General features: G+C 67.0%; 22 protein-coding genes and 1 riboswitch. Of the genes, 14 read left to right on the forward strand and 8 right to left on the reverse strand.

The genetic code is table 11. The annotated features are described in order from the left end of the window. Positions 1 to 51 precede the first annotated feature (51 nt). From lgt to DFR49_RS13965, 5 genes are all read left to right on the forward strand, one after another. The gene (gene lgt / locus DFR49_RS13945; protein ID WP_245968504.1) at positions 52 to 933 is read left to right on the forward strand and encodes a prolipoprotein diacylglyceryl transferase; all 882 of its coding nucleotides are present in this window, start codon (positions 52 to 54) and stop codon (positions 931 to 933) included. Position 934: 1 nt separating this feature from the next. Next, positions 935 to 1,990: a class I SAM-dependent methyltransferase gene (locus DFR49_RS13950; RefSeq protein ID WP_425454947.1), complete on the forward strand. Its 1,056-nt coding sequence runs from the start codon at positions 935 to 937 to the stop codon at positions 1,988 to 1,990. Beyond that, the gene (locus DFR49_RS13955; protein ID WP_119036227.1) at positions 1,987 to 2,496 is read left to right on the forward strand and encodes a GNAT family N-acetyltransferase; all 510 of its coding nucleotides are present in this window, start codon (positions 1,987 to 1,989) and stop codon (positions 2,494 to 2,496) included. The genes DFR49_RS13950 and DFR49_RS13955 overlap by 4 nt, the downstream gene beginning before the upstream one ends. After that, positions 2,493 to 3,257, forward strand: a complete 765-nt coding sequence (pgeF, locus tag DFR49_RS13960) for a peptidoglycan editing factor PgeF (protein WP_119036228.1) — start codon at positions 2,493 to 2,495, stop codon at positions 3,255 to 3,257. Before DFR49_RS13955 ends, pgeF begins: the two co-directional genes overlap by 4 nt. 68 nt (positions 3,258 to 3,325) lie before the next feature. Continuing rightward, a complete protein-coding gene (locus tag DFR49_RS13965) occupies positions 3,326 to 4,645 on the forward strand; it encodes a cystathionine gamma-synthase family protein (protein ID WP_119036229.1) in 1,320 nt (439 codons plus the stop codon). Between the two features lie 114 nt (positions 4,646 to 4,759). Here DFR49_RS13965 and DFR49_RS13970 read toward each other — a convergent pair whose 3' ends face one another. Then, the gene (locus DFR49_RS13970) at positions 4,760 to 6,472 is read right to left on the reverse strand and encodes an AcrB/AcrD/AcrF family protein (RefSeq protein WP_245968575.1); all 1,713 of its coding nucleotides are present in this window, start codon (positions 6,470 to 6,472) and stop codon (positions 4,760 to 4,762) included. A 137-nt stretch (positions 6,473 to 6,609) separates the two neighbouring features. On the opposite strand from DFR49_RS13970, the gene DFR49_RS13975 reads away from it, so the two are divergent. Then, positions 6,610 to 7,032 (forward strand): GtrA family protein, encoded by a 423-nt coding sequence (locus DFR49_RS13975; protein WP_245968505.1) that lies wholly within the window; start codon positions 6,610 to 6,612, stop codon positions 7,030 to 7,032. A 13-nt stretch (positions 7,033 to 7,045) separates the two neighbouring features. Next, a complete protein-coding gene (locus DFR49_RS13980) occupies positions 7,046 to 7,774 on the forward strand; it encodes a class I SAM-dependent methyltransferase (protein ID WP_119036231.1) in 729 nt (242 codons plus the stop codon). Between the two features lie 51 nt (positions 7,775 to 7,825). On the opposite strand, the gene DFR49_RS13985 is transcribed toward DFR49_RS13980, so the two are convergent. The 4 genes from DFR49_RS13985 to crtY are packed head-to-tail and all read right to left on the reverse strand — an operon-like array spanning position 7,826 to position 11,466. After that, on the reverse strand, positions 7,826 to 8,218 hold the full coding sequence (locus tag DFR49_RS13985; RefSeq protein ID WP_119036232.1) for an acyl-CoA thioesterase: 393 nt from the start codon (positions 8,216 to 8,218) through the stop codon (positions 7,826 to 7,828). 34 nt (positions 8,219 to 8,252) lie between these two features. Next, the gene (locus DFR49_RS13990) at positions 8,253 to 8,837 is read right to left on the reverse strand and encodes an LOG family protein (protein ID WP_119036233.1); all 585 of its coding nucleotides are present in this window, start codon (positions 8,835 to 8,837) and stop codon (positions 8,253 to 8,255) included. Beyond that, a complete protein-coding gene (locus DFR49_RS13995) occupies positions 8,837 to 10,309 on the reverse strand; it encodes a phytoene desaturase (protein WP_119036234.1) in 1,473 nt (490 codons plus the stop codon). The genes DFR49_RS13990 and DFR49_RS13995 overlap by 1 nt, the downstream gene beginning before the upstream one ends. Continuing rightward, positions 10,306 to 11,466 (reverse strand): lycopene beta-cyclase CrtY, encoded by a 1,161-nt coding sequence (gene crtY, locus DFR49_RS14000; protein ID WP_119036235.1) that lies wholly within the window; start codon positions 11,464 to 11,466, stop codon positions 10,306 to 10,308. Before crtY ends, DFR49_RS13995 begins: the two co-directional genes overlap by 4 nt. Positions 11,467 to 11,572: 106 nt before the next feature. On the opposite strand from crtY, the gene DFR49_RS14005 reads away from it, so the two are divergent. The 3 genes from DFR49_RS14005 (at position 11,573) to thiC (ending at position 15,018) form a co-directional block, all read left to right on the forward strand. Then, positions 11,573 to 11,758, forward strand: coding sequence for a hypothetical protein (locus DFR49_RS14005; protein WP_119036236.1), 186 nt, complete (start codon positions 11,573 to 11,575; stop codon positions 11,756 to 11,758). A 100-nt stretch (positions 11,759 to 11,858) separates the two neighbouring features. After that, positions 11,859 to 12,707 carry a MipA/OmpV family protein gene (locus DFR49_RS14010; protein WP_245968507.1) on the forward strand — a complete coding sequence of 283 codons (849 nt, stop codon included), beginning with the start codon at positions 11,859 to 11,861 and terminating at the stop codon, positions 12,705 to 12,707. A 160-nt stretch (positions 12,708 to 12,867) separates the two neighbouring features. Further along, positions 12,868 to 12,975, forward strand: a riboswitch (TPP riboswitch). A 42-nt stretch (positions 12,976 to 13,017) separates the two neighbouring features. After that, the gene (gene thiC / locus DFR49_RS14015) at positions 13,018 to 15,018 is read left to right on the forward strand and encodes a phosphomethylpyrimidine synthase ThiC (protein WP_119036238.1); all 2,001 of its coding nucleotides are present in this window, start codon (positions 13,018 to 13,020) and stop codon (positions 15,016 to 15,018) included. Positions 15,019 to 15,378: 360 nt separating this feature from the next. Here the strand turns inward: thiC and DFR49_RS14020 are convergent, their stop codons facing one another. Then, entirely contained in the window at positions 15,379 to 15,927 is a 549-nt protein-coding gene (locus tag DFR49_RS14020) for a hypothetical protein (RefSeq protein WP_147373700.1), read from the reverse strand. A gap of 280 nt (positions 15,928 to 16,207) precedes the next feature. Here DFR49_RS14020 and DFR49_RS14025 point away from each other — a divergent pair, with 280 nt between their 5' ends. Next, complete coding sequence (locus DFR49_RS14025) at positions 16,208 to 16,897, forward strand: DUF3108 domain-containing protein (RefSeq protein WP_119036240.1); 690 nt, start codon at positions 16,208 to 16,210, stop codon at positions 16,895 to 16,897. A gap of 11 nt (positions 16,898 to 16,908) precedes the next feature. Here the strand turns inward: DFR49_RS14025 and DFR49_RS14030 are convergent, their stop codons facing one another. Continuing rightward, positions 16,909 to 17,256, reverse strand: a complete 348-nt coding sequence (locus DFR49_RS14030) for an alkylphosphonate utilization protein (RefSeq protein ID WP_211325882.1) — start codon at positions 17,254 to 17,256, stop codon at positions 16,909 to 16,911. A 126-nt stretch (positions 17,257 to 17,382) separates the two neighbouring features. Here DFR49_RS14030 and DFR49_RS14035 point away from each other — a divergent pair, with 126 nt between their 5' ends. Both DFR49_RS14035 and DFR49_RS14040 read left to right on the forward strand, forming a co-directional pair. After that, positions 17,383 to 18,177: a hypothetical protein gene (locus DFR49_RS14035; protein WP_119036242.1), complete on the forward strand. Its 795-nt coding sequence runs from the start codon at positions 17,383 to 17,385 to the stop codon at positions 18,175 to 18,177. 164 nt (positions 18,178 to 18,341) lie between these two features. After that, complete coding sequence (locus tag DFR49_RS14040) at positions 18,342 to 18,569, forward strand: hypothetical protein (RefSeq protein WP_119036243.1); 228 nt, start codon at positions 18,342 to 18,344, stop codon at positions 18,567 to 18,569. Between the two features lie 166 nt (positions 18,570 to 18,735). Here DFR49_RS14040 and DFR49_RS14045 read toward each other — a convergent pair whose 3' ends face one another. Next, positions 18,736 to 20,799, reverse strand: coding sequence for a S9 family peptidase (locus DFR49_RS14045; protein WP_119036244.1), 2,064 nt, complete (start codon positions 20,797 to 20,799; stop codon positions 18,736 to 18,738). A 116-nt stretch (positions 20,800 to 20,915) separates the two neighbouring features. On the opposite strand from DFR49_RS14045, the gene DFR49_RS14050 reads away from it, so the two are divergent. Beyond that, positions 20,916 to 23,291 (forward strand): GH92 family glycosyl hydrolase, encoded by a 2,376-nt coding sequence (locus DFR49_RS14050; protein WP_119036245.1) that lies wholly within the window; start codon positions 20,916 to 20,918, stop codon positions 23,289 to 23,291. The last annotated feature ends 2 nt before the right edge of the window (positions 23,292 to 23,293 follow it).

Raw genomic sequence — 23,293 nt, forward strand, 5'->3', positions numbered from 1 at the left:
GTCTTGTCGCCTCTGCTCCTTATGAAGGCGTGCCTCTTCGGGGAAAAGCCTTTGATCCTGACCCTTCTCGCCCAAGCCGTCACCGATACCCAGCATATCCGCTGGACCGATCTCGGCCTCGATCCCGTCCTGCTCTCGATTCGCGGGCACGCGATCCTGCGCTGGTATTCGCTCGCCTATATCGGCGGCATTCTCATCGGCTGGTGGTATCTGCTCAAGCTGCTCGAACAGCCCGGCGCGCCGATGGCCAAGCGCCATGCCGACGATCTCGTCTTCTACGCGACGATCGGCGTCATCCTCGGTGGCCGGATCGGCTATGTGCTGTTCTACGCCCCGGGCATGCTGCTCGATCCGCTCCAGGTCTTCAAATTGTGGGATGGCGGGATGTCGTTCCACGGCGGCGTCATCGGCACCAGCCTCGCGATGATCGTGCTTGCCCGCCGCAAGGGGCTCGATTGGCTGCGCGTCCACGATTATGTCGCGTGCTGCGTGCCGTTCGGGCTGTTCCTGGGGCGCATCGCCAATTTCATCAACGGCGAATTGTGGGGTAAGCCGAGCAACGTCGCCTGGGCGATCATCTTCCCGCGTACCGGCGACGACGTCGCGCGCCACCCCAGCCAGCTCTACGAGGCCGGGCTCGAAGGACTCGTCCTGCTGGCCGTGCTCTGGTTCTTTTTCTGGCGCACCAAGGCGCGCTACGATCCGGGCAAGCTCACCGGCATCTTCCTCGTCGGCTACGGTTGCGCGCGCTTCTTCATCGAATTCTTCCGCGAACCCGATTCGCAGTTCGCTGACACCATCTTCGCGACCACCATCCATATGGGCCAGGTGCTGTGCATTCCGATGATCCTCGGCGGCATCTACCTGATCGCCACCAGCGCCCGCCGCCGCCAGCGCGTCGTCCCCATCGCCGGGGACGAGAGCGTCGCGTGACGTGACCGACGATACCGACGGCAGCCTGCCCGATCGTCTCGCGCGCGCGATCACGCTCGCGGGGCCGATTCCGCTCAGCCGCTTCATGGCCGCCGCGAACGCGCATTATTACGCGACGCGCGATCCGTTGGGCGCGGGTGGCGATTTCGTCACCGCGCCCGAGATCAGCCAGATGTTCGGCGAATTGCTCGGGCTCGCGCTCGCCGATCTGTGGCAGCGCGCAGGGCGGCCCGAGGTCGCCTATGTCGAGTTGGGGCCGGGGCGCGGCACGCTCGCGGTCGATGCGCTGCGCGCGATGGCGAATGTGGGGCTCAGCCCTGCGGTCCATCTGGTCGAGACCAGCCCGGTGCTCCGCAGCCTACAGCAGGAGCGGCTGCCCGACGCGATCTGGCACGCCGATCTCGCGACCTTGCCCGATGACGTGCCGCTGCTCGTCGTCGCCAACGAATTCTTCGACGCGCTGCCGATCCGCCAGTTGGTGCGCGCGGGCGACCATTGGCACGAGCGCCTCGTCGCGTGTCAGGACACATTGTTCTTGCCCATCGGCGGCCCGCCGCTCCCCGCCGAGGTGATTCCCGAACATTTGCGCGACGCCCCCCACGGCGCGGTGCTCGAAACCGCACCCGCCGCCGTCGCGCTGATGCGCGCGCTCGCCGCGCGGCTGGCGGCGCAGGGCGGCGCGGCGCTGGTGGTCGATTACGGCTATGACGGCCCCGCGCTCGGCGACACGCTGCAAGCGGTGCGCGGCCACGCCTATGTCAATCCGTTCGAAGCGCCGGGCGAGCACGATCTCACGGCGCATGTCGATTTCGGCACGCTCGGCGCGGCGGCGCGGGTCGCGGGTGCAGCGGTCCACGGCCCCGTCGATCAGGGCCAGTTCCTCACCGCGCTCGGGATCGGCGCGCGCGCGTCCAAACTCGCGGCCTCGGCGCCCGAGCGTGCCGCCTCGATCCATGCCGATCACGATCGCCTCACAGCGCCCGATCAGATGGGCACGCTGTTCAAGGTGCTCGGCGTGACCGGCACGGCCTGGCCGGCACCGGCGGGGTTCGCATGATCGCCTATCGCGATGCGCTGCCCGCCGACGGGCCGGAACTGGCGCGGATGGCCGCGCGCAGCTTCACCGAGACCTTCGGCACGCTCTACCGCGCGTCCGATCTCGCCGCTTTCCTCGGCGCGGCGTTCGGCGACGAAGGCCTGCCCTCGCAGATCGCCGACCCCGGCTACGCGATCCGGCTCGCCACCGAGGACGGCAAGATCATCGGCTTCGCCAAACTGGGGCCGGTTGATTTCCCCGGCGACTGGCCGGAGGCCGCGATCAGCCTCCACCAGCTCTACGTTCTCGGCGGCTGGCACGGTGAAGGCGTGGGCCCCGCGCTGATGGATTGGGCGATCGCGCACGCGCGCGGGGCTGGCCACAGCGACATGATCCTGTCGGTCTATGTCGACAACCACCGCGCCCGGCGCTTCTACGAACGCTACGGCTTCGTCGAGGTCGGCGCCTATACCTTCATGGTCGGCGATCACGCCGACGACGATCGCATCATGCGGCTGGCGCTGTGAGCGCGATCGACATTATCCGCGCTCGCGCGCTCGGTGATGTGCCGCATGGCTTCCTCGGGCGCAGCGGCGGGGTGTCGCAAGGCGTGCACCACGGGCTCAACGTCGGCCTCGGCTCGGATGACGACGCGCGCGCCGTCGCGCAGAACCGTCACCTCGCGGCCGAGGCCGTGCTCCCCGGCGCGGCGTTGGTCACGCTTCACCAGGTCCATTCGGCCGAGGCACTGGCCGTCACCGCGCCCTACGCCGACGATGCGCGCCCCCACGCCGACGCGCTCGTCACCGATCGGCCGGGGCTCGTTCTCGGCATCCTCACCGCCGATTGCGCGCCGGTGCTGTTCGCCGATGCCGCCGCGGGCGTGGTCGGCGCCGCCCATGCCGGGTGGAAGGGCGCGCTCGGCGGCGTCACCGATGCGGCGCTGGCCGCGATGGAAGGCCTCGGCGCCGATCGCACACGGATCGCGGCGGCGATCGGCCCGTGCATCGCGCGCGCCAGCTACGAGGTCGATGCCGGTTTCGTCGCGCGGTTCGAGGCTGCGGACGCCGCGAACGAACGCTTTTTCGTCGCCGGCCGCGCGGGCCATGCCTGGTTCGACCTCGAAGCCTATGTCGCGCACCGCCTCGCCGCCGCCGGGGTCGCGCGCGTCGAGATGCTGGGTGAGGACACCTATGCGCAAGCGGCGCGTTTCTATTCATACCGCCGCGCGACGCATCGCGGCGAACCGAGCTACGGCCGCCAGATCTCGCTGATCGGCCTCCGCTGACGGCTATCGCGCGACGGATAGTATCGTTAGATACCATATATTCGCAGCGACAGAATCACGAGGACGACATGCCCGACAAGAACAACGACGCTGAGGCGGTCCTTCCCGCCACCACGCCGCGCCGCAACCCCAAGCCCGAAATCGATGAGATCGGCGGGCGAAAATTGAAACCCTCGACGCTGATGATGGGCCACGGCTTCGATCCGGCGCTGTCCGAAGGCTCATTGAAGCCGCCGATCTTCGCGACCTCGACCTTCGTTTTTCCCAGCGCCGCGGCGGGCAAGCGCCATTTCGAAGGCATCACCGGCAAGCGCCCCGGCGGCGCCGAGGGGCTGGTCTATTCGCGCTTCAACGGCCCCAATCAGGAAATCCTCGAGGATCGCCTCGGCGTGTGGGAAGATGCCGAGGACGCGCTGAGCTTTTCGAGCGGCATGTCGGCGATCGCCACCTTGTTCCTCGCGATGGTCAAGCCGGGTGACACGATCGTCCATTCGGGGCCGCTCTATGCCGCCACCGAAACGCTGATCGCGCGCGTGCTCGGCAAGTTCGGCGTCCACTTCCTCGATTTTCCCGCCGGTGCCAGCCGCGCGGAGATCGATGCGGTGCTCGCCAAGGCCAATTCGGGCCGCGTCGCGTTGATCTATCTCGAAAGCCCCGCCAACCCCACCAACGCGCTGGTCGATGTCGAGGCGGTGCGCGCCAGCCGCGACGCGATCTGGGGGAACAGCGAGGAAAAGCCGCCGATCGCGATCGACAACACCTTCCTCGGGCCGCTGTGGCAGAAACCGCTCCAGCACGGTGCCGAGATCGTCGTCTACAGCCTCACCAAATATGCCGGGGGGCATAGCGATCTGGTCGCGGGCGGCGTGCTCGGCACCAAGAAGCATATGGACGTGATCCGCGCGATGCGGAACACGATCGGCACGATCACCGATCCCAACACCGCGTGGATGCTGCTGCGCAGCCTGGAGACGCTCGAACTGCGGATGACGCGCGCGGGCGAAAACGCCGCCAAGGTGTGCGAATTCCTGCGCGATCATCCCAAGATCGAGCGCGTCGGCTATCTCGGCTTTTTGAAAGACGACGCGCAGGCCGATATCTTCCGCCGCCACTGCACCGGCGCGGGTTCGACCTTCTCGCTCTACGTCAAGGGCGGCGAGAAGGAGAGTTTCGCGTTCCTCGACGCGCTCAGGATCGCCAAGCTCGCGGTCAGCCTCGGCGGCACCGAGACGCTGGCCAGTCACCCCGCCGCGATGACGCATTTGTCGGTATCGGACAGCCGCAAGCAGGCGCTCGGCATCACCGACAACCTCGTGCGCATCTCGATCGGGGTCGAGGATGCCGACGATCTGATCGCCGATTTCGACGCCGCGCTGAAGAAGGTGTGACGCGAACCGTCATGCCGGACTTGTTCCGGCATCCAACCCTCCGCGGGCGTTAGTGCCTGAGGCACGTTGGACCCCGGAATAAGTCCGGGGTGACGGCATAGGTCGGGGTTGGCTCTATTTGATCTTCCACACCCGGATCGGCGATTTGGCGGGCATCGCCACCGGTTCCAGCCAGTCGAAACTTTTGCCGTGCGCGAGCTGGTCGTAGAACCCGCCCGGCGATCGCGCGCGATAGACGGTCGATTCGGGCATGTTGGGACACACCATCAGCAGCGTCGCATGGTGCCGTTTGGCGATGGCGCGGAATTGCTCGGGGCTGCCGCCGAAGCCGTGCTGGACGTCGAGGATCGCGTCGCCGTTGCGATGATATGGCCCGGCGATCGCGTCGTGGTGCGTCACCGTGATCAGCCGCGGCCCTAGGTCGACGAAGGTGAACACCACTTGCGGCGGCAACCGGTCGAGCGGCTTGAGCGACGGGATCGTCGGGCACGTCCGGCTCGCGCGGTTGATGATCTTCGTGCGCGCGTTCGGCTGGTCGATGTGCAAATACTGGATCATCAGGCTGGCGAAGAATCCCGACAGCAGGATGAACCCCGCCACCGGCCCCAGCACGCGCACCAGCACCGATCGCTGGCGGCGGAACCACGGCAGGATGAGCCACGCCAGCGCGGTCACGCCGGGCACCGCGAGCAATTGCGCCGCCGGCCCCGCGCGCACCTGCCACAGCAGCATCGCGGTGGCGAAGGCGCTGAACAGCGTCACCGCCACCCAGCCGACCACATTGTCGTTCGCCCGCGCGCGCCAGGTCGCGATGATCCCGCCGATCAGCCCGATCACCGGCAGCGCGGCGATCGGGAAGGCGACGCGCAGCGGATGCTCGTAGATCGGCTTGGCCTCGCGGACATGGTCGAGCCAGGTGCGCGCGAGTTCGGGCGAGACCTGTTCGGGCCGTCCCAGGCATTGCGGGAAGACGAGCGCGAAGCCGATCGCGATCGCGCCGCCCGCGACGATCGCCAGCCCCAGCCGCACCCAACGCGCGCCGGGATTGGCCAGCGCGAGCACCAGCAGCAGCGCGCCCGCGGCCACCATCACGCTCAGCCACACCGGGGTCAGCGCGTCGCAGCGCAGCACCTGATTGGCGTTCGAGGCGAAGGCCGCGAACCCCGCCGCGCTCCCCCCGCCCAGCGCCACCGCATAGGCCGCGAGTCGGGGCGCTTCGGCCCGGTCCCAGATCCAGCGCAGCGCGAGGATCGCCCCCGCCATCGCGCAATAGGGCAGCATCTCCAGCCCGATCGTCAGCGACGCCGCGCTCGCCAGCCCGACCAGCAGCCCGCCGCGCCGCCGCGCGTCATCGGCTAGCCCGGCCACGGTCAGGCTCAGCATCGCGAGCTGCCAGCCGTGATGGTCGATCCGCATCGGCAGGAACATCGGCAGCATCACCCCGCAGAACAGCAGGAAGACGAGCGCGAGCGGCCACAGCAGCGGATGCACCAGCCGCCGCACGGTGAAGGCGACGCCGCCCATCGTGATACTCAGCGGCAGCAGCGGCGCGATCCCGCACGCCAGCCGTTCGGCCTCGCCGGTGCCGACGAACGGCTTGAACAGCAGGATCAGCCCCGCGATCGGCAGGTCGACCAGCCTTGACCAGTGGATGTCGAACCCGGCCGGCGGGTTCAGTCGATACTGGCGCAGGTCGTACCAGCCCTGTCCACCCAGCAGCCCGCGCACCTGCATCAGCCGCATATTGTCGTCGGTGTCGCCCAGCGACAGCCAGTGGATCGCGCCCCAGCGCTGCGCGATGTACCAGATCGCGATGCCCGCCCACATGATCAGCGTCAGCCGCAGCCAGTGGCGATCGAGTTCCTCGAGCGGCTTGAGACCGCCGTTGCGCTGTCCGGTCAAAATGCTTCCCTCACGCTGCGGCGCGCATTAGGGCGAGTGCCACGCAAAAGGCAAAGGCGAACGTGACGGCACTTCTCCGGCAAGTCGAATTGTGGCGGACGAACGGGCTGCTCGGCCAGCTCGTGCGGTTCGCCATTTCGGGCGGAATCGCGACCTTGCTCTATGCGGCGGTCTATTCGCCGCTGGCCGGGTTCGCGATCACCTCCGAACAGGTCGCCAATATATGCGGTTATCTGGTCGCGGTCGTCTCGGGCTATGTGCTTCACAGCACGTGGAGTTTCCGTGGCCACGGCGCCGCCGCGACGCAAACGAGCTGGCGCTTCTTCCTCGTCTCGCTGGTCAGCTATGCGATGAACGCCTTCTGGGTATGGCTCTTGACCGACGACGCGATCCTCGCCGGGCCGTGGTGGTGGCCGCTGATCCCGGTGCTGTTCGTGACGCCGCTCGTCACCTTCGCGCTCAACCGCGTCTGGGTGTTCGGCTGATGGCCAGAGTTTGATGGAACGCATCGTCTACGATCGCATGGCGGCGCACGATTCGACCCATTGGTGGTATCGCGCGCGCCGTGACGTGCTTGCCGATTACATCGCCCGCTATGCCGCCTTGCCCGAGCACGCGCGCATCCTCGAAATCGGCTGCGGCACCGGCCATAATTTGCCGATGCTCGCGCGCTTCGGCGAGGTGGATGCGATCGAAATCGACGCCGCCGCCCGCGCCATCGCCGCCCAGCGCCTCGGCAAGCCCGTCGGCGACGCGCCGCTGCCCGCGCTCCCCGGCGTTCCGCGCGCTTCGTACGATCTGATCGCGGTGCTCGATGTGGTCGAACATATCGAAGACGACGTGGCGGCGCTCCGCGGCATGGCTGATTGCCTCGCGCCCGGCGGCAAGATCCTGATCGCGGTGCCCGCGCACCAATGGATGTGGAGCGCGCACGACGTCGTCAACCACCACCATCGCCGCTATTCGAAAGCGAGCCTCGGCAAGGCGATCGCCGACGCCGGCCTGACGCACAACGGCCTGCGCTGGTTCAACTCGCTGCTTTTCCCCGCCGCCGTCGCCGCCCGCGCGCTCGGCAAGCTCACCGGCAAGGACGACAGCGACGATTCGCCCCCGCCCAAGCCGATCAACGCCCTGTTCGAGGCGATCTTCCGCACCGAACGCCACCTGCTCGGCCGCGTGCCCCTGACGCCGGGCCTGTCGCTGATCACGCTGGCGGGGAAGAGATAACCATCATCGTCACCCCGGCTCAAGGCCGGAGTGACGAAACCGGAACTCAGCCTATTCCAGAAACGGCGCCGCCACCTCATCCCTAACCCGCAGCAGCCGCCCGGTCACGCGGTCGAGCAGTGCCCAGGTCGTCACCGCCTCCACCTTCACCGCCCCGTCGGCGCCGGTGAAGCGCACATGCCGGTCGAAGCGCGCGCCGCGGGGCGGATCGGCCACCCAGGTCTCGCCGGTCGCCGCCTCGCCTTCGCGCAAATTGCCGCGATAATCGATTTCGTGGCGGGTCACGACCCAGATGTACGCCGCCTGCTGGTCCGCCGGCGCCACCGCTTCCCAATGCGCCACCGCGAGCGTCTGAATCCACTCGACCCACACCGCATTGTTGACGTGCCCCAGTTCGTCGATATCGGCGGCGGTCGCGGTGAAGCTCCGGCGGAACCTGCTCATGGCGCGGCCGCGCCGATCGCATCGGGCAAGGTCTTCACAAATCCGCCGCCTTCATCCGCGTGATCGGCGCGGCGAGCGGCTGGTGCGCCGTCATCCGGTCGATCAGCCCGCCCAGCGTCGCATCGACGATCAGCAGCCCGCGATGCTGCGGTCGCAGGAACCCCACCTCGGCCATCCTCTCCCAGAAGGCGATCAGCGGATCGTAATAGCCGAACGCGTTGAGCAGCCCCACCGGATCGGCATGATAGCCGAGCTGCGCCCAGCTCAGCGCCTCCCACAATTCGTCCATCGTCCCCGTGCCGCCGGGGATGGTGACGAAGCCGTCGGCGAGATCGGTGAAGCGCTGCTTGCGCTCATGCATCGTCTCGACGACGTGGAGTTCGGTCAGCCCGCGATGCGCCACCTCGGCGTTGACCAGCGCCTGCGGGATCACCCCGATCACCTCGCCGCCGGCCTGAAGCGCGCTGTCGGCGATCGCCCCCATCAGCCCCAGCCGCCCGCCGCCATAGACCACGCCGATCCCCCGCTCGGCCAGCGTCCGCCCCACGCCGCGCGCCAGCTCGAGATAGCGCGGATCGCCCGGCGTCGCGGAACCGCAATAGATCGCCAGCCGCTTCATCATCGTGCCTCCAGCATCAGCGTTGCGGTGGCCTTGGCGCTCGCCACCACGCCGGGAATCCCCGCGCCGGGATGCGTTCCCGCGCCGACGAAATAAAGGTTGGGGATATGGTCGTCGCGATTGTGAACGCGGAACCACGCGCTTTGCGCCAGCGTCGGCTCAAGGCTGAACGCGCTTCCCAGATGCGCGTTCAGGTCGCGCGCGAAATCCGTGGGCGCGTAGGTGAATTTGGTCACGATCCGCTCGTGGATGTCGGGGATCAGCCGCCGCCCCACCTCGTCGAGGACGCGCTTCTCCAGAATCGGCCCGATCGCGTCCCAATCGACCGGGAACTTGCCCAGATGCGGCACCGCCGCCAGCGCGGTGAAGGTCGAATGCCCCGGCGGCGCCAGGCTCGGGTCGGTCACCGACGGATGGTGGAGATGGATCGCCAGATCCTCCGCCAGCACGCCGTGGTCGTGGATGTCGGTGAACAGCCCTTCATAGCGCGGCCCGAACAGCACGCTGTGGTGCGCAATCCCCGGCCACGTCCCCTTGATCCCGAAATGGACGATGAACATCGAGGGCGAGAAGCGCTTGCGCTCGATCCGCGCGCGCACCCGCTGCGCGCTGCGCGAGCCCGCCAACAGGTCGCGATAGCTGTGCATCACGTCGGCGTTGCTTGCCACCGCATCGGCCTCCGCGCTCCAGCCGCTCGCGGTCGTCACGCCGGTCGCGCGGTCGCCCAGCGTCGCGATTCCCGTCACCGGATCGCCGAGCCTGAGCGTGCCGCCGAGCCGCTCGAACTGTGTAACCAGCCCCGCGACCAACCGGTTGGTGCCGCCTTGCGCGCACCAGACCCCGCCGTCGCGCGCCCGCTTGTGGGCCAGTGCGTGGATCGCACTCGTCGTGAACGGGTTGCCGCCGATCAGCAGCGTGTGGAACGACAGCGCCTGGCGCAGCTTTTCGTTGCGCACGAACCGCGCCACGATGCCATAGACCGATCGCCACGCCTGATGCCGGGCTAGCGCGGGCGCCGCGCGCGCCATCGATCGCAGGTCGAACGCGACATGGCCGAGCTTGGCATAGCCCTCCTCATACGCGGCCCGCGAATAATCGAGGAACCGGCGATAGCCCGCGACGTCGCTCGCGTCGAGCTTGACGATCTCGCCCGTCAGCGCGGCATCGTCGTTCGAATAATCGAAATGCGTGCCGTCGATCCAGTGGAGCCGGTAGAAGGGCGACACCGGGCGCAGCGTTACGTCGTCGGCCATGTCGCGGCCAGACAGCGCCCACAGCGCGCGCAGGCCGTCGGGATCGCTGATCGCCGTCGGCCCGGCGTCGAAGGTGAAGCCGTTGCGTTCCCACGAATAGGCATGCCCGCCGGGCTTGTCGCGCGCCTCGACGATTACCGTCTCGACGCCCGCCGATTGCAGCCGGATGCCCAGCGCCAGCCCGCCGAAACCCGATCCGACGATGATCGCGCGGCTCATGGCGTCCGGCCCAGGATGGCGGTGATCGCGCGCCCGATCGGTACGGGCGGCTTGCCGGTCAGGATGCGCATCTGGTCCCCTATGGTCGAACGGCCGGCATGGAATCGTCCGACCAGCGCCGGATCAAGCCTGTAGAAGCGTTCGGGCAGCTTGTAACGTGCCTCGGGCTCGGCGGCGCGAAACAGCATCCGCGCAAGCATCCGGTAGAATCCCCGCCGCGCCCACGCCGCGCGGGCGGCGCCGTACAGCAGGTCGTGCAGCGCCGCGCCCGAATAATCGTGCTGGCGGGCGATCAGCGCGGCGGTGCGCACCGCATCGGGCAGGGCATCGCCGGTGGTCGGGTGGAACAGCCCCGCGCGCATCCCCGCCTTGGCGACATTGTGCCCGCCCGATTGCCAATAGCCCTCGAAATCGCCGTCCTGCACCACCGGCAGCGCGCCGGCTTCCTCGCGCCGCACCGCTGTCACCTGCCAGCCCCTGGCGGCGGCATAAGCGTCGATCCGCGCGACCATGCCGTCGCGATCGATCGCGCGCGTGTCGCTGTAACAGCACTCCTCGACGACCATGCGCGTCGCCGAAAAGGGCACGCTACAAACGAAGCGATAACCGTCCTCTTGCGCGACGGTCGCGTCCACGATCACGGGCGCGTCGATGTCGTGCGGGGTGGCCAGCTCCAACTCGCGTCCGACGGTTTTCCGCCAGCCGAGGTCAAGCAACGAAAGGTCGCCCGCCCCGCGCGCGTCGATCACCCCTCGGGCCTCGATCCGGCGGCCGTCGGCGAGCACCACCGCGTGCTGATTTGCGGCGAGCGCCTTGCACCCCGTCATCGCCTTCGCGCCCAGTGCCGCGCGCACCACCGCGTCGAGCCGCGCCGATTCGATCGTGCGATAGCCGGTGCCGATCCGCCGTTCGTGCGCGGGAAAGCGCACGCGGTGCGCGGGCCAGCGATGGCCGATCAGCGGCGCGACGATCCAGTCGTCGTCGGCGTCGATATCGCTCGCGAAGAACGGCCACAGATGGTTGCCGCCGATACGATCGCCGCTCTCGATCAGCCGCACGTCGAGCGCGGGGCATCTCTCGGCGAGCGCGAGCGCGATCAGTCCGCCCGCCAGCCCACCGCCGACGATCGCGACATCGCAGGGAAGAACGGCGACCATATCCCGCGCTCTAGATCGTATTCCGCACCCGTGGAAGCGGCCGCGGGGCGTGGGGCTCTACCGCCGGGCATCGCCAACGGCACCACCGGGCGCTACAGGGGCAATCATGGCCTCCATTTCCAGTTCCGGGATCGGCAATGCGGCGTCGGGGCGGTCGATCGGCCGCGTACACCGCTTCGTGCGGCGGCTGGCGGCGGCGTTGATCGTGGTCGCGCTGCTGCCGGGCGCCGTGCCGGCCGGCGCGCGCGGGGGTGCCGCCGACGGCGCGATGGCCGCGCGCCATATTCCTTGATTCTCCAGCAGGTTCGGCACTCCGCGGGGAGCCAATGGGCGTGGAGCCAATGGCGCGCTGCCGCGTTGCTGCAAGACGTCCTTTTGCACGGAGTATTTGCTTGATCCGCCATCTTCTTTTCGTGCCCGCCGTCAGCGCGGCCGCCGCGCTCGCCCCCCAATCCGCTGCCGGGCAGGATGCCGATGCCCCGGCGCCCGACGATAATGTCACCGTCGGCCTCGGCCTCGCTTACCTGCCCGATTACGAAGGCTCGGACGATCATCGCGTCGCCATCGGCCCCGGCGCGATCGGCTCGGTGGGCGGCTTTGCCTTCACGCTGGCGGGCAACCGCGCCAGCCTCGATCTGATCCGCAACGCGTCCGGCCCCGGTTGGGATGTCCAGGCCGGGCCGATCGCGGTCGTCAATTTCGACCGCTCGAGCATCAAGAACATCGACGACGCGCGCATCAAGGCGCTCGGCAAGGTCGATACCGCGATCGAACTCGGCGGCTATGTCGGCATCGGCAAGACGGGGGTGATCACCTCGCCCTACGACAAACTCTCGGTCTCGCTTAGCTATCGCCACGACGTCTCGGGCGGCCACGACAGCGCGATCCTGCAACCGACGATCAACTATTTCACGCCCTTGAGCCGCAAGGCCGCTATCGGCCTGTTCGCCTCGGCCGAGCATGCCGGCAAGGGCTATGCGCGCACCTATTTCGGCATCACCCCCGGCCAGTCGGCGGCGAGCGGCCTGCCCGTCTACACCGCGTCGAGCGGCTGGAAGAACTACACGATCGGCACGATCGCCACTTATGCGCTGACCGGCGATCTACTCCACGGCGTCAAGCTCGTCGCGGCGGGCACCTACAAGCGGATGCTGGGCGATTTCGGCGATTCGCCCGTCGTCTCGATCGCCGGCGACCGCGATCAATGGATGGGCGCCGTGGGGCTGGCGTATACGTTTTGAGTTCGCCGCACCGGCCCGCTCCCCCGCCCGGCCACCCAACGGCAGTATACTGAATGGGTGGCCGGGTGGGGGAGCGGGCCGGTGCCGCCCCTGTTTCAGTGAAACTGAAACAGCACCAGGGCACCCCCCTTGCCCTTTCGCGGACGGGGGCTAGACTGGCTGCTTATCCCCGGGGGGCCGCTGTTGGCGGCTGAGAGGCGGACCTGATCCGCGACCCGCTGAACCTGATCCCGTTAGCGCGGGCGGAGGGAGGGAAGCGGCTTTCAGGCGAAATCCGTCCTCGCTCCACATTTTTGAGGAGCGATCACGCATGGCCGATATCCCCGCAAAAACCGAAATAGGCGTCACAACCGGCCCGATTCGTGGCAGCCGCAAGGTCCATGTGCCCGCGCGCACCGACAGCGGCATCCGCGTCGCGATGCGCGAGATCGATCTCGAACCCGGCTGCGGCGAACCCCCCTTACGCGTCTACGATACCTCCGGCCCCTACACCGATCCGGCCGCGAACATCGACATCATGGCCGGCCTCCCCGCACTCCGCCGCCCGTGGATAGAGGCCCGCGGCGACGTCGAGAGCTACGACGCCCGCGCCGTGCGCCCCGAGGATAACGGCTTTCTGGCATCGAGCCGGCTCGGCCTCGATCGCACCGCGACTGCGGCAGCAACGAGCGGCAACAAAGATTCCGGCGTCCCGCAATTCCCCAACCCGACTCGCCGTCCCTTGCGCGCGCGCGCCGGCGCCAACGTCAGCCAGATGCACTATGCGCGGCAGGGCATCATCACGCCTGAGATGGAATATGTCGCCGAACGCGAGAATCTCGGCCGCGAGATCGCTCGCGACGGGCAGGCCAGAGACGGTCAAAGCTTCGGCGCCGCCATCCCCGATTTCGTCACGCCGGAGTTCGTCCGCGACGAGGTCGCCCGCGGCCGCGCGATCATCCCGTCGAACATCAACCACCCCGAATCCGAACCGATGGCGATCGGCCGCAACTTCCTCGTCAAGATCAACGCCAATATCGGCAATTCCGCCGTCGCCAGCGATGTCGCGAGCGAAGTCGACAAGATGGTCTGGTCGATCCGCTGGGGCGCGGACACGGTGATGGACCTCTCCACCGGCCGCAACATCCACGACACCCGCGAATGGATCATCCGCAACAGCCCCGTGCCGATCGGCACCGTTCCCATTTACCAGGCGCTGGAGAAAGTCGGCGGCATCGCCGAAGACCTGACGTGGGAAATCTTCCGCGACACGCTGATCGAGCAGGCCGAACAGGGCGTCGACTATTTCACCATCCACGCCGGCGTCCGTCTGCCCTATGTCCCGCTCACCGCGAAGCGCGTCACCGGCATCGTCTCACGTGGCGGCTCGATCATGGCCAAATGGTGCCTCAGCCACCACAAGGAGAGCTTCCTCTACGAGCGGTTCGACGAGATCACCGAGATCATGAAGGCGTATGACATCGCCTATTCCTTGGGCGACGGCCTGCGCCCCGGCTCGATCGCCGACGCCAATGATGAGGCCCAGTTCGCCGAGCTCTACACGTTGGGCGAGCTGACCAAGCGCGCCTGGGCGCAGGACGTGCAGGTGATGATCGAGGGTCCCGGTCATGTGCCGATGCACAAGATCAAGGAGAATATGGACAAGCAGTTGGAGGCGTGCGGCGAGGCGCCCTTCTATACGTTAGGCCCGCTCACCACCGATATCGCCCCGGGCTACGACCATATCACCAGTGGCATCGGCGCCGCGATGATCGGCTGGTACGGCACCGCGATGCTCTGCTACGTGACGCCGAAGGAGCATCTCGGCCTCCCCGACCGCGACGACGTGAAAGTCGGCGTCGTCACCTACAAGCTAGCCGCCCACGCCGCCGATCTCGCCAAGGGCCACCCCGCCGCGAAGGTCCGCGACGATGCCCTGAGCCGTGCGCGTTTTGAGTTTAGATGGCGCGACCAATTCAACCTATCGCTCGATCCCGACACGGCGGAGCAATATCACGACCAGACGCTTCCCGCGGAGGGCGCCAAGACCGCCCATTTCTGCTCGATGTGCGGCCCGAAATTCTGCTCGATGAAGATCACGCAAGAGGTGAGGGATTTCGCGGCGAAGCAGAATGCCGGCATCGACAGCTTCCTCGCCACCACCAATTCCTCCCCGAGCTTGCTCGGGGAGGGGGACCATTCGGCGCAGCCGAATGGTGGAGGGGCGCTCAACGAAGCCGAGGCCGAAGCCGGCATGGCCAAGATGAGCGACCTCTACAACGAAACCGGCCGCGAGCTGTACATGGGCGCCGGCGGACGGGAGCACGATTGAAAATTGACGAATGGGCGATGAATTTGACTTCATCGCCCATCCGCTCGTCCATTAAACCGGAACGAGAAGCGGCCACGCTTTGAACCCGTAGTCCTTAGCGTATAGCACGTCGCCCGTATCCGGACACCTCCGCGAAGCGCGGAAAATGTACCGGAAACCCGGCGGCGCTGGAGGAAGCTTCGGCTTCATCCCACTGCCTTTCCCGGGGCGCTGTTTACCTTGAAAAAACCGGTTCGTGCTTTATAAGAGACATTGCGGTGATGTCTTCTCGAACTCTGGGGTTCCAAGGCTTCTACGCCAGCAAGCCCCGTTCGAGCCTGACGCAGAAACTAATCGGCCCGAGCCTAGCTCGGGCCGTTTTTACGACGTGGGGTTGACCATAGCCAAAACCACGTTTGCAATTTTTCTCGCTTCATTCTCCGTCATATCAAATGGCAGACCTTGAATTCGGACCACTAGATCAGATCTCAAAGGTATCGGCAGAATACTTACGGATTCGAATGATGTTGTCGTTGACTTGGGAACGATTTCAGTTGGCGTCGTCGAATCGACCTTTTGTACTTGCGGTTTATCGGATTTGGACGACCGGTCGCGTCGGTTGATGTTAGGTCGAAACCCAAGTGGGTTGGACAGATAAGCTTCGAAATCTTCGAGGGCCGCTTTGACCCTACTTTTGTAGGTATTCATGCTTCCTGGGGTGTAATCTTTCCCCTGTAGATTGCTGAAGCGAAGCATGACGTCGTCGAGGTGAATCTTTGTCACATCCTCCGCTTCTTCATCGGGAAGAATCCCAAGAACTTTCCCCAGGGCAGCCTTACGCGCCATGGCGGTCCCTTTGGCCAGCAATCCCTTGGCGGCTTGATAATCCTGGAACTCCAAAATGGCTTCCCTATTGCGCTTTCCGTTCATCAGGCATCTCCCATTCTGTATATAATACAGCGGCACCGTCCCAATGTCAATCATTTTGTCTATCGGACATATCAATAGTCGGTATAGACAGCAAAGGGCAAATTTAAGTGGCTCGGGATTACGGTGACTAAAAGCACCAAGGGCCAGCACCTCGCTCGTTCGACAATGATACGGGCGCTACGCCATTCGAGCGCTTGGCATCACGGACCGCGCGTCCTAATGCCAGCGTCGTCGCAAAGCACCGCGATCAGGCGCATCCGACGACACACGGAGAGATGACATGATCGTAACGACGGCACTCGCCCTGGCCGCGTCCGCCATATGCCCCGCCCAGCCCGCCGCGGCGCTCCTGCAAACCGGCACATTCGTCTATGTCGATTTCGAGCATGGGAAAACGATCGGGCACGATCGTATCGTCATCGCCGCGCAGCCCGACGGGCGCTACCGCTTCTCCAACACCGCGATCGGCTACGCCGATCAGGCGTGGACCGCCGTCACCCGCGCGGATTTCTCGCCGCTGTCGGCCGTCCTCGAATTCGGGCCGGAGGGCCATCGGCGGCCGATGTTCGATATCCGCTACGCGCCGGGTCGCGTCACGGGCCTGCGCTATCCCCGCCACCCCGCCGGCACCGCACCCGTTACAGTCCACGATACGGTCGGGCCGTGCGTCATCGATCAGCGGATCGATTGGGCCTCGGTGATGGCGCGCAAGCTGGAGGACGGCGCGCGCTTCACCTTCCAGGTCTACGATCCCGCGATCGGCATCAGCACCGCCAGCGCGACGGTGGAAGACGGCGGCACGATCCACGTGCCCGCCGGCGATATCGACGTCTTCAAGATCACCTATCGTATCGAAAAGAAGACGGGATCAGAGCAATATGTCGTCTTCGCCAGCAAGGCGCTGCCCCGCATCATGGTGCGCGAGGATTTTCCCGACGGCGTGTCGTCGCAGCTCGAAAGCCGGCAATAGCCCCCCGCCCCTCACCGTTTCCGCACGAACTCCGCGCGCAGCACCAGCCCCTTGATCCCGTCGAACTTGCAGTCGATCTCCTGATCGTCGCCGGTCAGGCGGATCGATTTGATCAGCGTGCCGCGCTTCAGCGTCTGGCCCGCGCCCTTCACGTCCAGATCCTTGATCAGCGTCACCTGATCGCCGTCGGCCAGCACATTGCCCACCGCGTCGCGCACCTCGACCGTGTTCGCCGCCGCGCGCTTCGCCGCCAGTTCGCTCGCCGGCATCCATTCGCCGCTTTCGTCGTCGAACACATAATCGTCGTCGCTCACCGCGCGCCTGCCTTTCGGTTGATGGGGCCGTCTTCCCGCAGCCATACGGCCGCAAGCGCGGCCGATGTCAATCGCGGACCGCCCCCTTGATGGATGCCCCAAAGCCACGCCCGCCCGCCAAACCATCCAACACGCTGTCCTACACGGTCTTTCCATGTTCTATCCTGCCCGATGGCACAGGATGATCCCACACCCCCGCCGCCCGCCGGCCCCGATCGGCAGGCCCCCGCGCCGCTCGACGATGATCGCGCGCTCGATCCCGATCCGCCGGTCGATCTCGACGCCTTCGATCCCGACGAGTTCGAATGGCGTCCGGTCCCGCGCCGCCCGCGTGCGGATGGCTGGTCGCCCGAGGTCCAGCGCGCCTTTATCGAGGCGCTCGCCGATACCGGCATGGTCGAACACGCCGCGCGCGCGGTCGATATGTCGGTGCAGAGCGCCTATCGCCTGCGCCGCGCGGCGGGGTCGGAAGGGTTCGCGCGCGCCTGGACGGCGGCGGTGGAGGCCGCCTCGCACCGCCTGATCGATCTCGCCTTCCGCCGCGCGATCGAGGGCGAGGAGGTGCCGGTGTTCGATCGCGACGGCTGCCGGATCGGCGCGAAATGGCAGCACAGTGATCGGCTGCTGATGTTCCTGCTGCGCGCCTATCAGCCGGCACGTTTCCGCCACGCGCACCAAAGCATCCGCCGCCCGGAGGAGCCGCTCCCCGCGGCCGCGCCGCCTGTCGCCGATGCGGTCGCCGCGCTCGCGCCGCCGTGCCCGGCCGCGCCGCACCGGCTGATGCCGCCCGATCGCGCGGTCGATGCGATCGCCACTGCGCGCGCGGTCGCCGAGGCGCAGGCGCGCTACCCGCGCGACGATCGCGAACATTACCGGCGCGTGCCCGTCGAGCCCACGCACCCCGCCGCCCACCAACGCGCCCACCGCCGCCACCAACGCGAGGCCGGGCGCGACGATTCCGACTGATCGGCCCGGCTGATCGACGCGCCTGATCGCAAGGGCGCGTTTTGGCCTCACCTTTGCCTCACCTTCCGCGTTGCGGGGTGGCGCCATCGGCGTCGTCATCCTGCGACGGATTGAGGAACCCTTGCGATGGTCTGATCGTTGGCGGGCTTGACGGGAAGGAGAATATGGAACCCATCGTGTATCTTATCGCGATCCTCGGCTGCGGAGACGGGTCGCAAATGTGTCGCCAGCAGCGCGTCGAGCCCACGCCCTATGCGACGATGCAGGCGTGCCGCGAGGCGATGCCCGCCGCGCTCGCGCGCAATACTGATATCGATTATCCCACGATCGCCGCCGATTGCCGCCCCAGCGGCCCGCTGATCGCTGCGCGTGCCGCCACCCCGCGCGGCTGAAGCTTTATTTGGTGGACCAGCGTCTGCCCTTGAATCGATACGCACCCGTCTCCGTTCGCCCTGAGCTTGTCGAAGGGCCGCTCTATTCTTCCAACAAAGAACGGTGCTTCGACAGGCTCAGCACGAACGGGTGGTCAGGGCGACCGGGTTTCACCCCGCCGCTCAACTAACCCTCCACCCCCAATTGCCACAGCACGAAGGCATGTTCCTCGGCGCCCTCGCGCAAACTCTCGAACCGCCCCGATTTGCCGCCATGGCCAGCGCCCATATTGGTCTTGAGCAGCAATAGGTTGTCGTCGGTCTTGGTCGCGCGCAGCCTGGCCGCCCATTTGGCGGGCTCCCAATAGGTCACGCGCGGATCGTTGAGCCCGCCTGAAATGAACAGCGGCGGATAGGCCTGCGCCACCACATTGTCATAGGGTGAATAGCTTCGGATCAGCTCGAACGCCGCCTGGTCGGTGATCGGATTGCCCCATTCGGGCCATTCGCCCGGCGTCAGCGGCAGCTCGGCGTCGAGCATCGTGTTGAGCACGTCGACGAACGGCACGTCGGCGATCACCGCGCCCCACAGATCGGGGTCGGAATTGACCACCGCGCCCATCAATTCGCCCCCCGCCGATCGCCCCGCGATCGCGATCCGGCCCTTGGCGGTCCACCCCCGGTCGATCAACCCTTTGGCCACATCGACGAAATCGGTGAAGGTATTGGTGCGCTTGTCGAGCTTGCCGTCGTGATACCATTGCTGGCCCAGATCGTCGCCGCCGCGGATATGCGCGATCGCATAGGCGAAGCCGCGATCGAGCAGGCTCAGCCGCCCGGTCGAAAATCCCGGCGGGATCGCCATGCCGTAAGCGCCATAGGCATAGAGGAACAGCGGCCGCGATCCGTCCTTGGGAAAGCCCCTGGGATAGACGATCGACACCGGCACTTCCGTCCCGTCGCGCGCCGCGATCGTCAGGCGCTCGGTCGCGTAGTGCGCGGCGTCATAGCCGCTCGGGATCTCCTGCACCTTGAGCGTTTCGAGCGTGCCGCTCGCGACGTGGTAATCATACACCGTCCCCGGCGTGACCATCGATTCATATCCTAGCCGCAGCGTCGGGCAGGCATATTCGGGGTTGTTGCCCAGCCCGGCGGCATAGCTCGCCTCGGGAAAGGCGATGCGGCGCGGCGGCACCGCGGGATCGTACGCATGGATCTCGATCTGGTCGAGCCCGTCCTCGCGTCCCTCGACGACGAAATAATCGGCGAAGCACGCCATTCCGGTCATGTAAAATCGCGGGGAGGGCGCGATCCGCTCGGTCCATTCGCCCGGATTGTCGATCGGCGCGGTCACCAGCCGCCACATCGGATCAGTATCGTTGGTGTGGATGAACAATGTGCCGTCATGCTCGTCGACATCATATTCGCGCCCCGGCTGGCGTGGGGCGACGAGGATCGGCGCGGCGGTGGGGTCGCTCGCGGGGACGAGCCGCACTTCGCTCGTCACATGGTCGCCGGTCGCGATGATGATCCAGCGCCTCGATTGGGTCTCGGACACCCCGACGCGATAGCCTTCGTCGGCCTCGCGATAGAGCACGATATCCTCGGCCGGGTCGGTGCCCAGCCGGTGCAGGCGGGCATTGTCGGTCCGCCACTGCGCGTTGGCGAGGCCATAGAGGAAGCCGCTGTCGTCGGCGGTCCACACGATCTCGGAAAGCATCCCCGGGATCACATCGGGTAGATGCTCGCCGGTCTCGAGATTCTTGACATGGATGGTGAAGCGTTCGGAGCCGTTGTCGTCGATCGCATAGGCCAGCAACGTGCCGTCGTTCGACACCGAAAACGCGCCGAGTCGGAAATACTCCTTGCCCTCGGCCAGCGCCGGCTCGTCGAGCAGCAACTGGTCCTCACCTCCGCTGACGGGCTTGCGCCACCATTTCACATATTGCCCGCCGGTCTCGAACGCGGTCCAGTAGAGCCAGTCGCCGTCCTTTTGCGGCACGCTCGCATCGTCTTCCTTGATGCGCGCTTTCATCTCTTCGTAGAGCCGATCGACCAGCGGCCGGTGCGGCGCCATCGCGGCCTCGAAATAGGCGTTCTCCGCCTCGAGATAGCCGAGCACGTCCTTGTCGGTGACCTCGGGATACCCCGGATCCTTCAGCCACGCCCAAGGATCGTCGATCGTCACCCCATGCGCGGTGAACGAATGCGGGCGCGTGGCCGCGACGGGCGGGGGAAGGCGATCGATCATGCCCGCAGCCCTATCGCGGCCGCCCCCTCGGCGTCGAGAGGGGCATCGCCGATTGACGGCACCGGCCTCGCGGCCTTAGGGAAAACGACTTGCGTTAATGGTGGGCTGGGGGCGGGATGATCCGAAGATTGGCGTTCGCCGGGCTCGCCCTGTTCGCGGCCGCGCAGGTCTCGGGCGAGGATATGATTCCCCCCGACCTCGCCGCTGAGGTTAATCCCTTCATCGGCACCACCAACGGCGGCAACGTCTATCCCGGCGCCACGATGCCGTTCGGGATGGTCGCGTTCAGCCCCGAGGCGACCCCGCTGCCCGGCAGGAGCTTCCCGATCGCCGCGCCCGGCGGGTACGAATGGCGCGCCAACGGCATCCGCGGCTTCGCGCTCACGCATCTGTCGGGCACCGGCTGCACCGGCGCCAGCGGCGATATTCCGATCATGCCGGTGACGGTGCCGGTCGAACGCTCGCCGTCGTCGGTCGCGGCCGGGCTCGGCTATGCCAGCCTGCTCGATCACGCCAGGGAAAGCGCAAGCCCCGGCGCCTATACGGTGACGCTCGACAATCGCGTCCGGGTCGAACTCGGCGCCACCAATCGCACCGCGGTCGGCCGCTTCACCTTTCCGCAGGATCGCCCCGCCAACCTGCTGTTCCGCACCTCGGACAGCGAGGTCGGCAGCACCGCCTCGACGATCCGCATCGACGCCGACCACCGCACCGTCACCGGCTCGGTGACGAGCGGCAATTTCTGCGGCTATCTCGCCCCCGATCGGCGCGAGAGCTATTATACGCTCCACTTCGTCGCGGTGTTCGATCAACCCTTCGAGGTCGGCGGCACCTGGCGCGACGATCAGGTCGCCAAGGGCGCGACCGAAGGGAGTGGCGGCACCACCTACGGCACGCGCGGCCACCCGCCGGCGGGCAAGGGCGCCGGCGGCTGGATCGCCTTCGACGCCGAAAAGACGCCTGCGGTCACGATGCGCGTCGGCATCTCCTATGTCGATGAAGCCGGTGCCCGCGCCAATCTGAACCGCGAAAGCCCGGCGGGCACCACGATCGAGGAAACCCAGAAGGCGACGCGCGCCGCGTGGAACCGCGCGCTCGGGCAGATCCGCATCACCGGCGGCAGCCGCGACGATCGCACCGTCTTCTACACCGCGCTCTATCACAGCCTGCTGGGTGAGACTCTCTACAGCGATGCCGACGGCCGCTACCGGGGCTTCGACGGCGCGATCCATCGGCTCGCCAAGGGGCAGCACGCGCAATATGCCAATTTTTCGGGCTGGGACGTGTACCGCTCGCAACTCCAGTTGGTGACGCTGCTCGATCCGCAGCGCGGGTCGGATATCGCGCAGTCGCTGCTCAATCAGGCCGATCAGAACGGCGGCGTGTGGGATCGCTGGACGCATCTGACGGGCGCGACCAGCGTAATGAACGGCGATCCCTCGCCGCCCTCGCTCGCTGCGATCTACGCCTTCGGCGGCCGCGCGTTCGACGTGAAGGCCGCCTATGCCTCGCTCAAACGCGCCGCGACGGTGCCGACGGCGAAGGATCTCAGCCGCACCGGCTGCCCGGTGCTGTGCGTCGGCCAGCGCCCCGGCCTCGATCAATGGCTCAAGCTCCATTACATGCCCGTGGGCGCGCCCGGCTGGGGCTCGGCCGCCGACACGCTCGAACTCGCCGCCGCCGATTTCGGCCTCGCCGAGCTTGCGCGCGCGGCGGGCGATGAAGCGGGTGCGCGCCAGTTCCGGGAACGTTCGGGCTGGTGGCGCAACCTGTACAACCCCAGGGCGACGCCCGAGGGCGGCTATATCCAGCCGCGCAACGCCGATGGGAGCTGGCCCGCGTTCGATCCTTCCTCGGACGAGGAATTCGTGGAAGGTTCGGGTGCGCAATATCTGTGGATGGTGCCCTTCGATCCCGCCGGGCTGATCGAAAAGCTCGGCGGCAAAGCGGCCGCGACGCGCCGCCTCGACGCCTTCTTCCGTACCTCCACGGGCGGCTGGGCGGTCACCAAATCGGGGCCGCTCCACGCCGAACTCGACAACGAACCCTCGATCGCCTCGCCCTGGCTCTACAATTTCGTCGGTCAGCCGTGGCAGACGCAGGCCACCGTCCGCGCAGCGATGCGCCGGATCTGGACCAACAGCCCCAGCGGCATTTCGGGCAATGACGATCTCGGCCAGATGTCGTCCTGGTATGTGTGGTCGGCGCTCGGCCTCTACCCGCTCTACCCCGGCCGTGCCGACCTGGTGATCGGCAGCCCGCTGTTCCCCGCCGCGACGATCGACCGCCCCGGCGGCCGGATCGACATCCGCGGCGAGGGGGCGGCCCCCGATGCGCCCTTCGTCCAGTCGCTTACCGTCAACGGCAAGCCGAGCGATCGCGCGTGGCTACCGGCGAGCTTCGTCGCCAGCGGCGGCACGCTCGATTTCACGCTCGGCACCAAACCCGATCGGGGCTGGGCCAGCGCCACCACGCCGCCCTCGTTCCACTGATC

This window comes from Hephaestia caeni, from assembly GCF_003550065.1.
Lineage (GTDB): Bacteria > Pseudomonadota > Alphaproteobacteria > Sphingomonadales > Sphingomonadaceae > Sphingomonas > Sphingomonas caeni_A.

What these genes read in the sequence shown, in the direction of transcription:
- DFR49_RS13955 (WP_119036227.1), top strand. Translation starts at nt 1,987, where the DNA reads ATGATCGCCTATCGCGATGCGCTGCCCGCCGACGGGCCGGAACTGGCG.
- DFR49_RS13965 (WP_119036229.1), top strand. Translation starts at nt 3,326, where the DNA reads ATGCCCGACAAGAACAACGACGCTGAGGCGGTCCTTCCCGCCACCACG.
- DFR49_RS13970 (WP_245968575.1), bottom strand. Translation starts at nt 6,472, where the DNA reads ATGTGGGCGGGCATCGCGATCTGGTACATCGCGCAGCGCTGGGGCGCG.
- DFR49_RS13980 (WP_119036231.1), top strand. Translation starts at nt 7,046, where the DNA reads ATGGAACGCATCGTCTACGATCGCATGGCGGCGCACGATTCGACCCAT.
- DFR49_RS13985 (WP_119036232.1), bottom strand. Translation starts at nt 8,218, where the DNA reads ATGAGCAGGTTCCGCCGGAGCTTCACCGCGACCGCCGCCGATATCGAC.
- DFR49_RS13990 (WP_119036233.1), bottom strand. Translation starts at nt 8,837, where the DNA reads ATGAAGCGGCTGGCGATCTATTGCGGTTCCGCGACGCCGGGCGATCCG.
- DFR49_RS13995 (WP_119036234.1), bottom strand. Translation starts at nt 10,309, where the DNA reads ATGAGCCGCGCGATCATCGTCGGATCGGGTTTCGGCGGGCTGGCGCTG.
- crtY (WP_119036235.1), bottom strand. Translation starts at nt 11,466, where the DNA reads ATGGTCGCCGTTCTTCCCTGCGATGTCGCGATCGTCGGCGGTGGGCTG.
- DFR49_RS14005 (WP_119036236.1), top strand. Translation starts at nt 11,573, where the DNA reads ATGGCCTCCATTTCCAGTTCCGGGATCGGCAATGCGGCGTCGGGGCGG.
- thiC (WP_119036238.1), top strand. Translation starts at nt 13,018, where the DNA reads ATGGCCGATATCCCCGCAAAAACCGAAATAGGCGTCACAACCGGCCCG.
- DFR49_RS14020 (WP_147373700.1), bottom strand. Translation starts at nt 15,927, where the DNA reads ATGAACGGAAAGCGCAATAGGGAAGCCATTTTGGAGTTCCAGGATTAT.
- DFR49_RS14025 (WP_119036240.1), top strand. Translation starts at nt 16,208, where the DNA reads ATGATCGTAACGACGGCACTCGCCCTGGCCGCGTCCGCCATATGCCCC.
- DFR49_RS14030 (WP_211325882.1), bottom strand. Translation starts at nt 17,256, where the DNA reads ATGGCTGCGGGAAGACGGCCCCATCAACCGAAAGGCAGGCGCGCGGTG.
- DFR49_RS14035 (WP_119036242.1), top strand. Translation starts at nt 17,383, where the DNA reads ATGGCACAGGATGATCCCACACCCCCGCCGCCCGCCGGCCCCGATCGG.
- DFR49_RS14040 (WP_119036243.1), top strand. Translation starts at nt 18,342, where the DNA reads ATGGAACCCATCGTGTATCTTATCGCGATCCTCGGCTGCGGAGACGGG.
- DFR49_RS14045 (WP_119036244.1), bottom strand. Translation starts at nt 20,799, where the DNA reads ATGATCGATCGCCTTCCCCCGCCCGTCGCGGCCACGCGCCCGCATTCG.
- DFR49_RS14050 (WP_119036245.1), top strand. Translation starts at nt 20,916, where the DNA reads ATGATCCGAAGATTGGCGTTCGCCGGGCTCGCCCTGTTCGCGGCCGCG.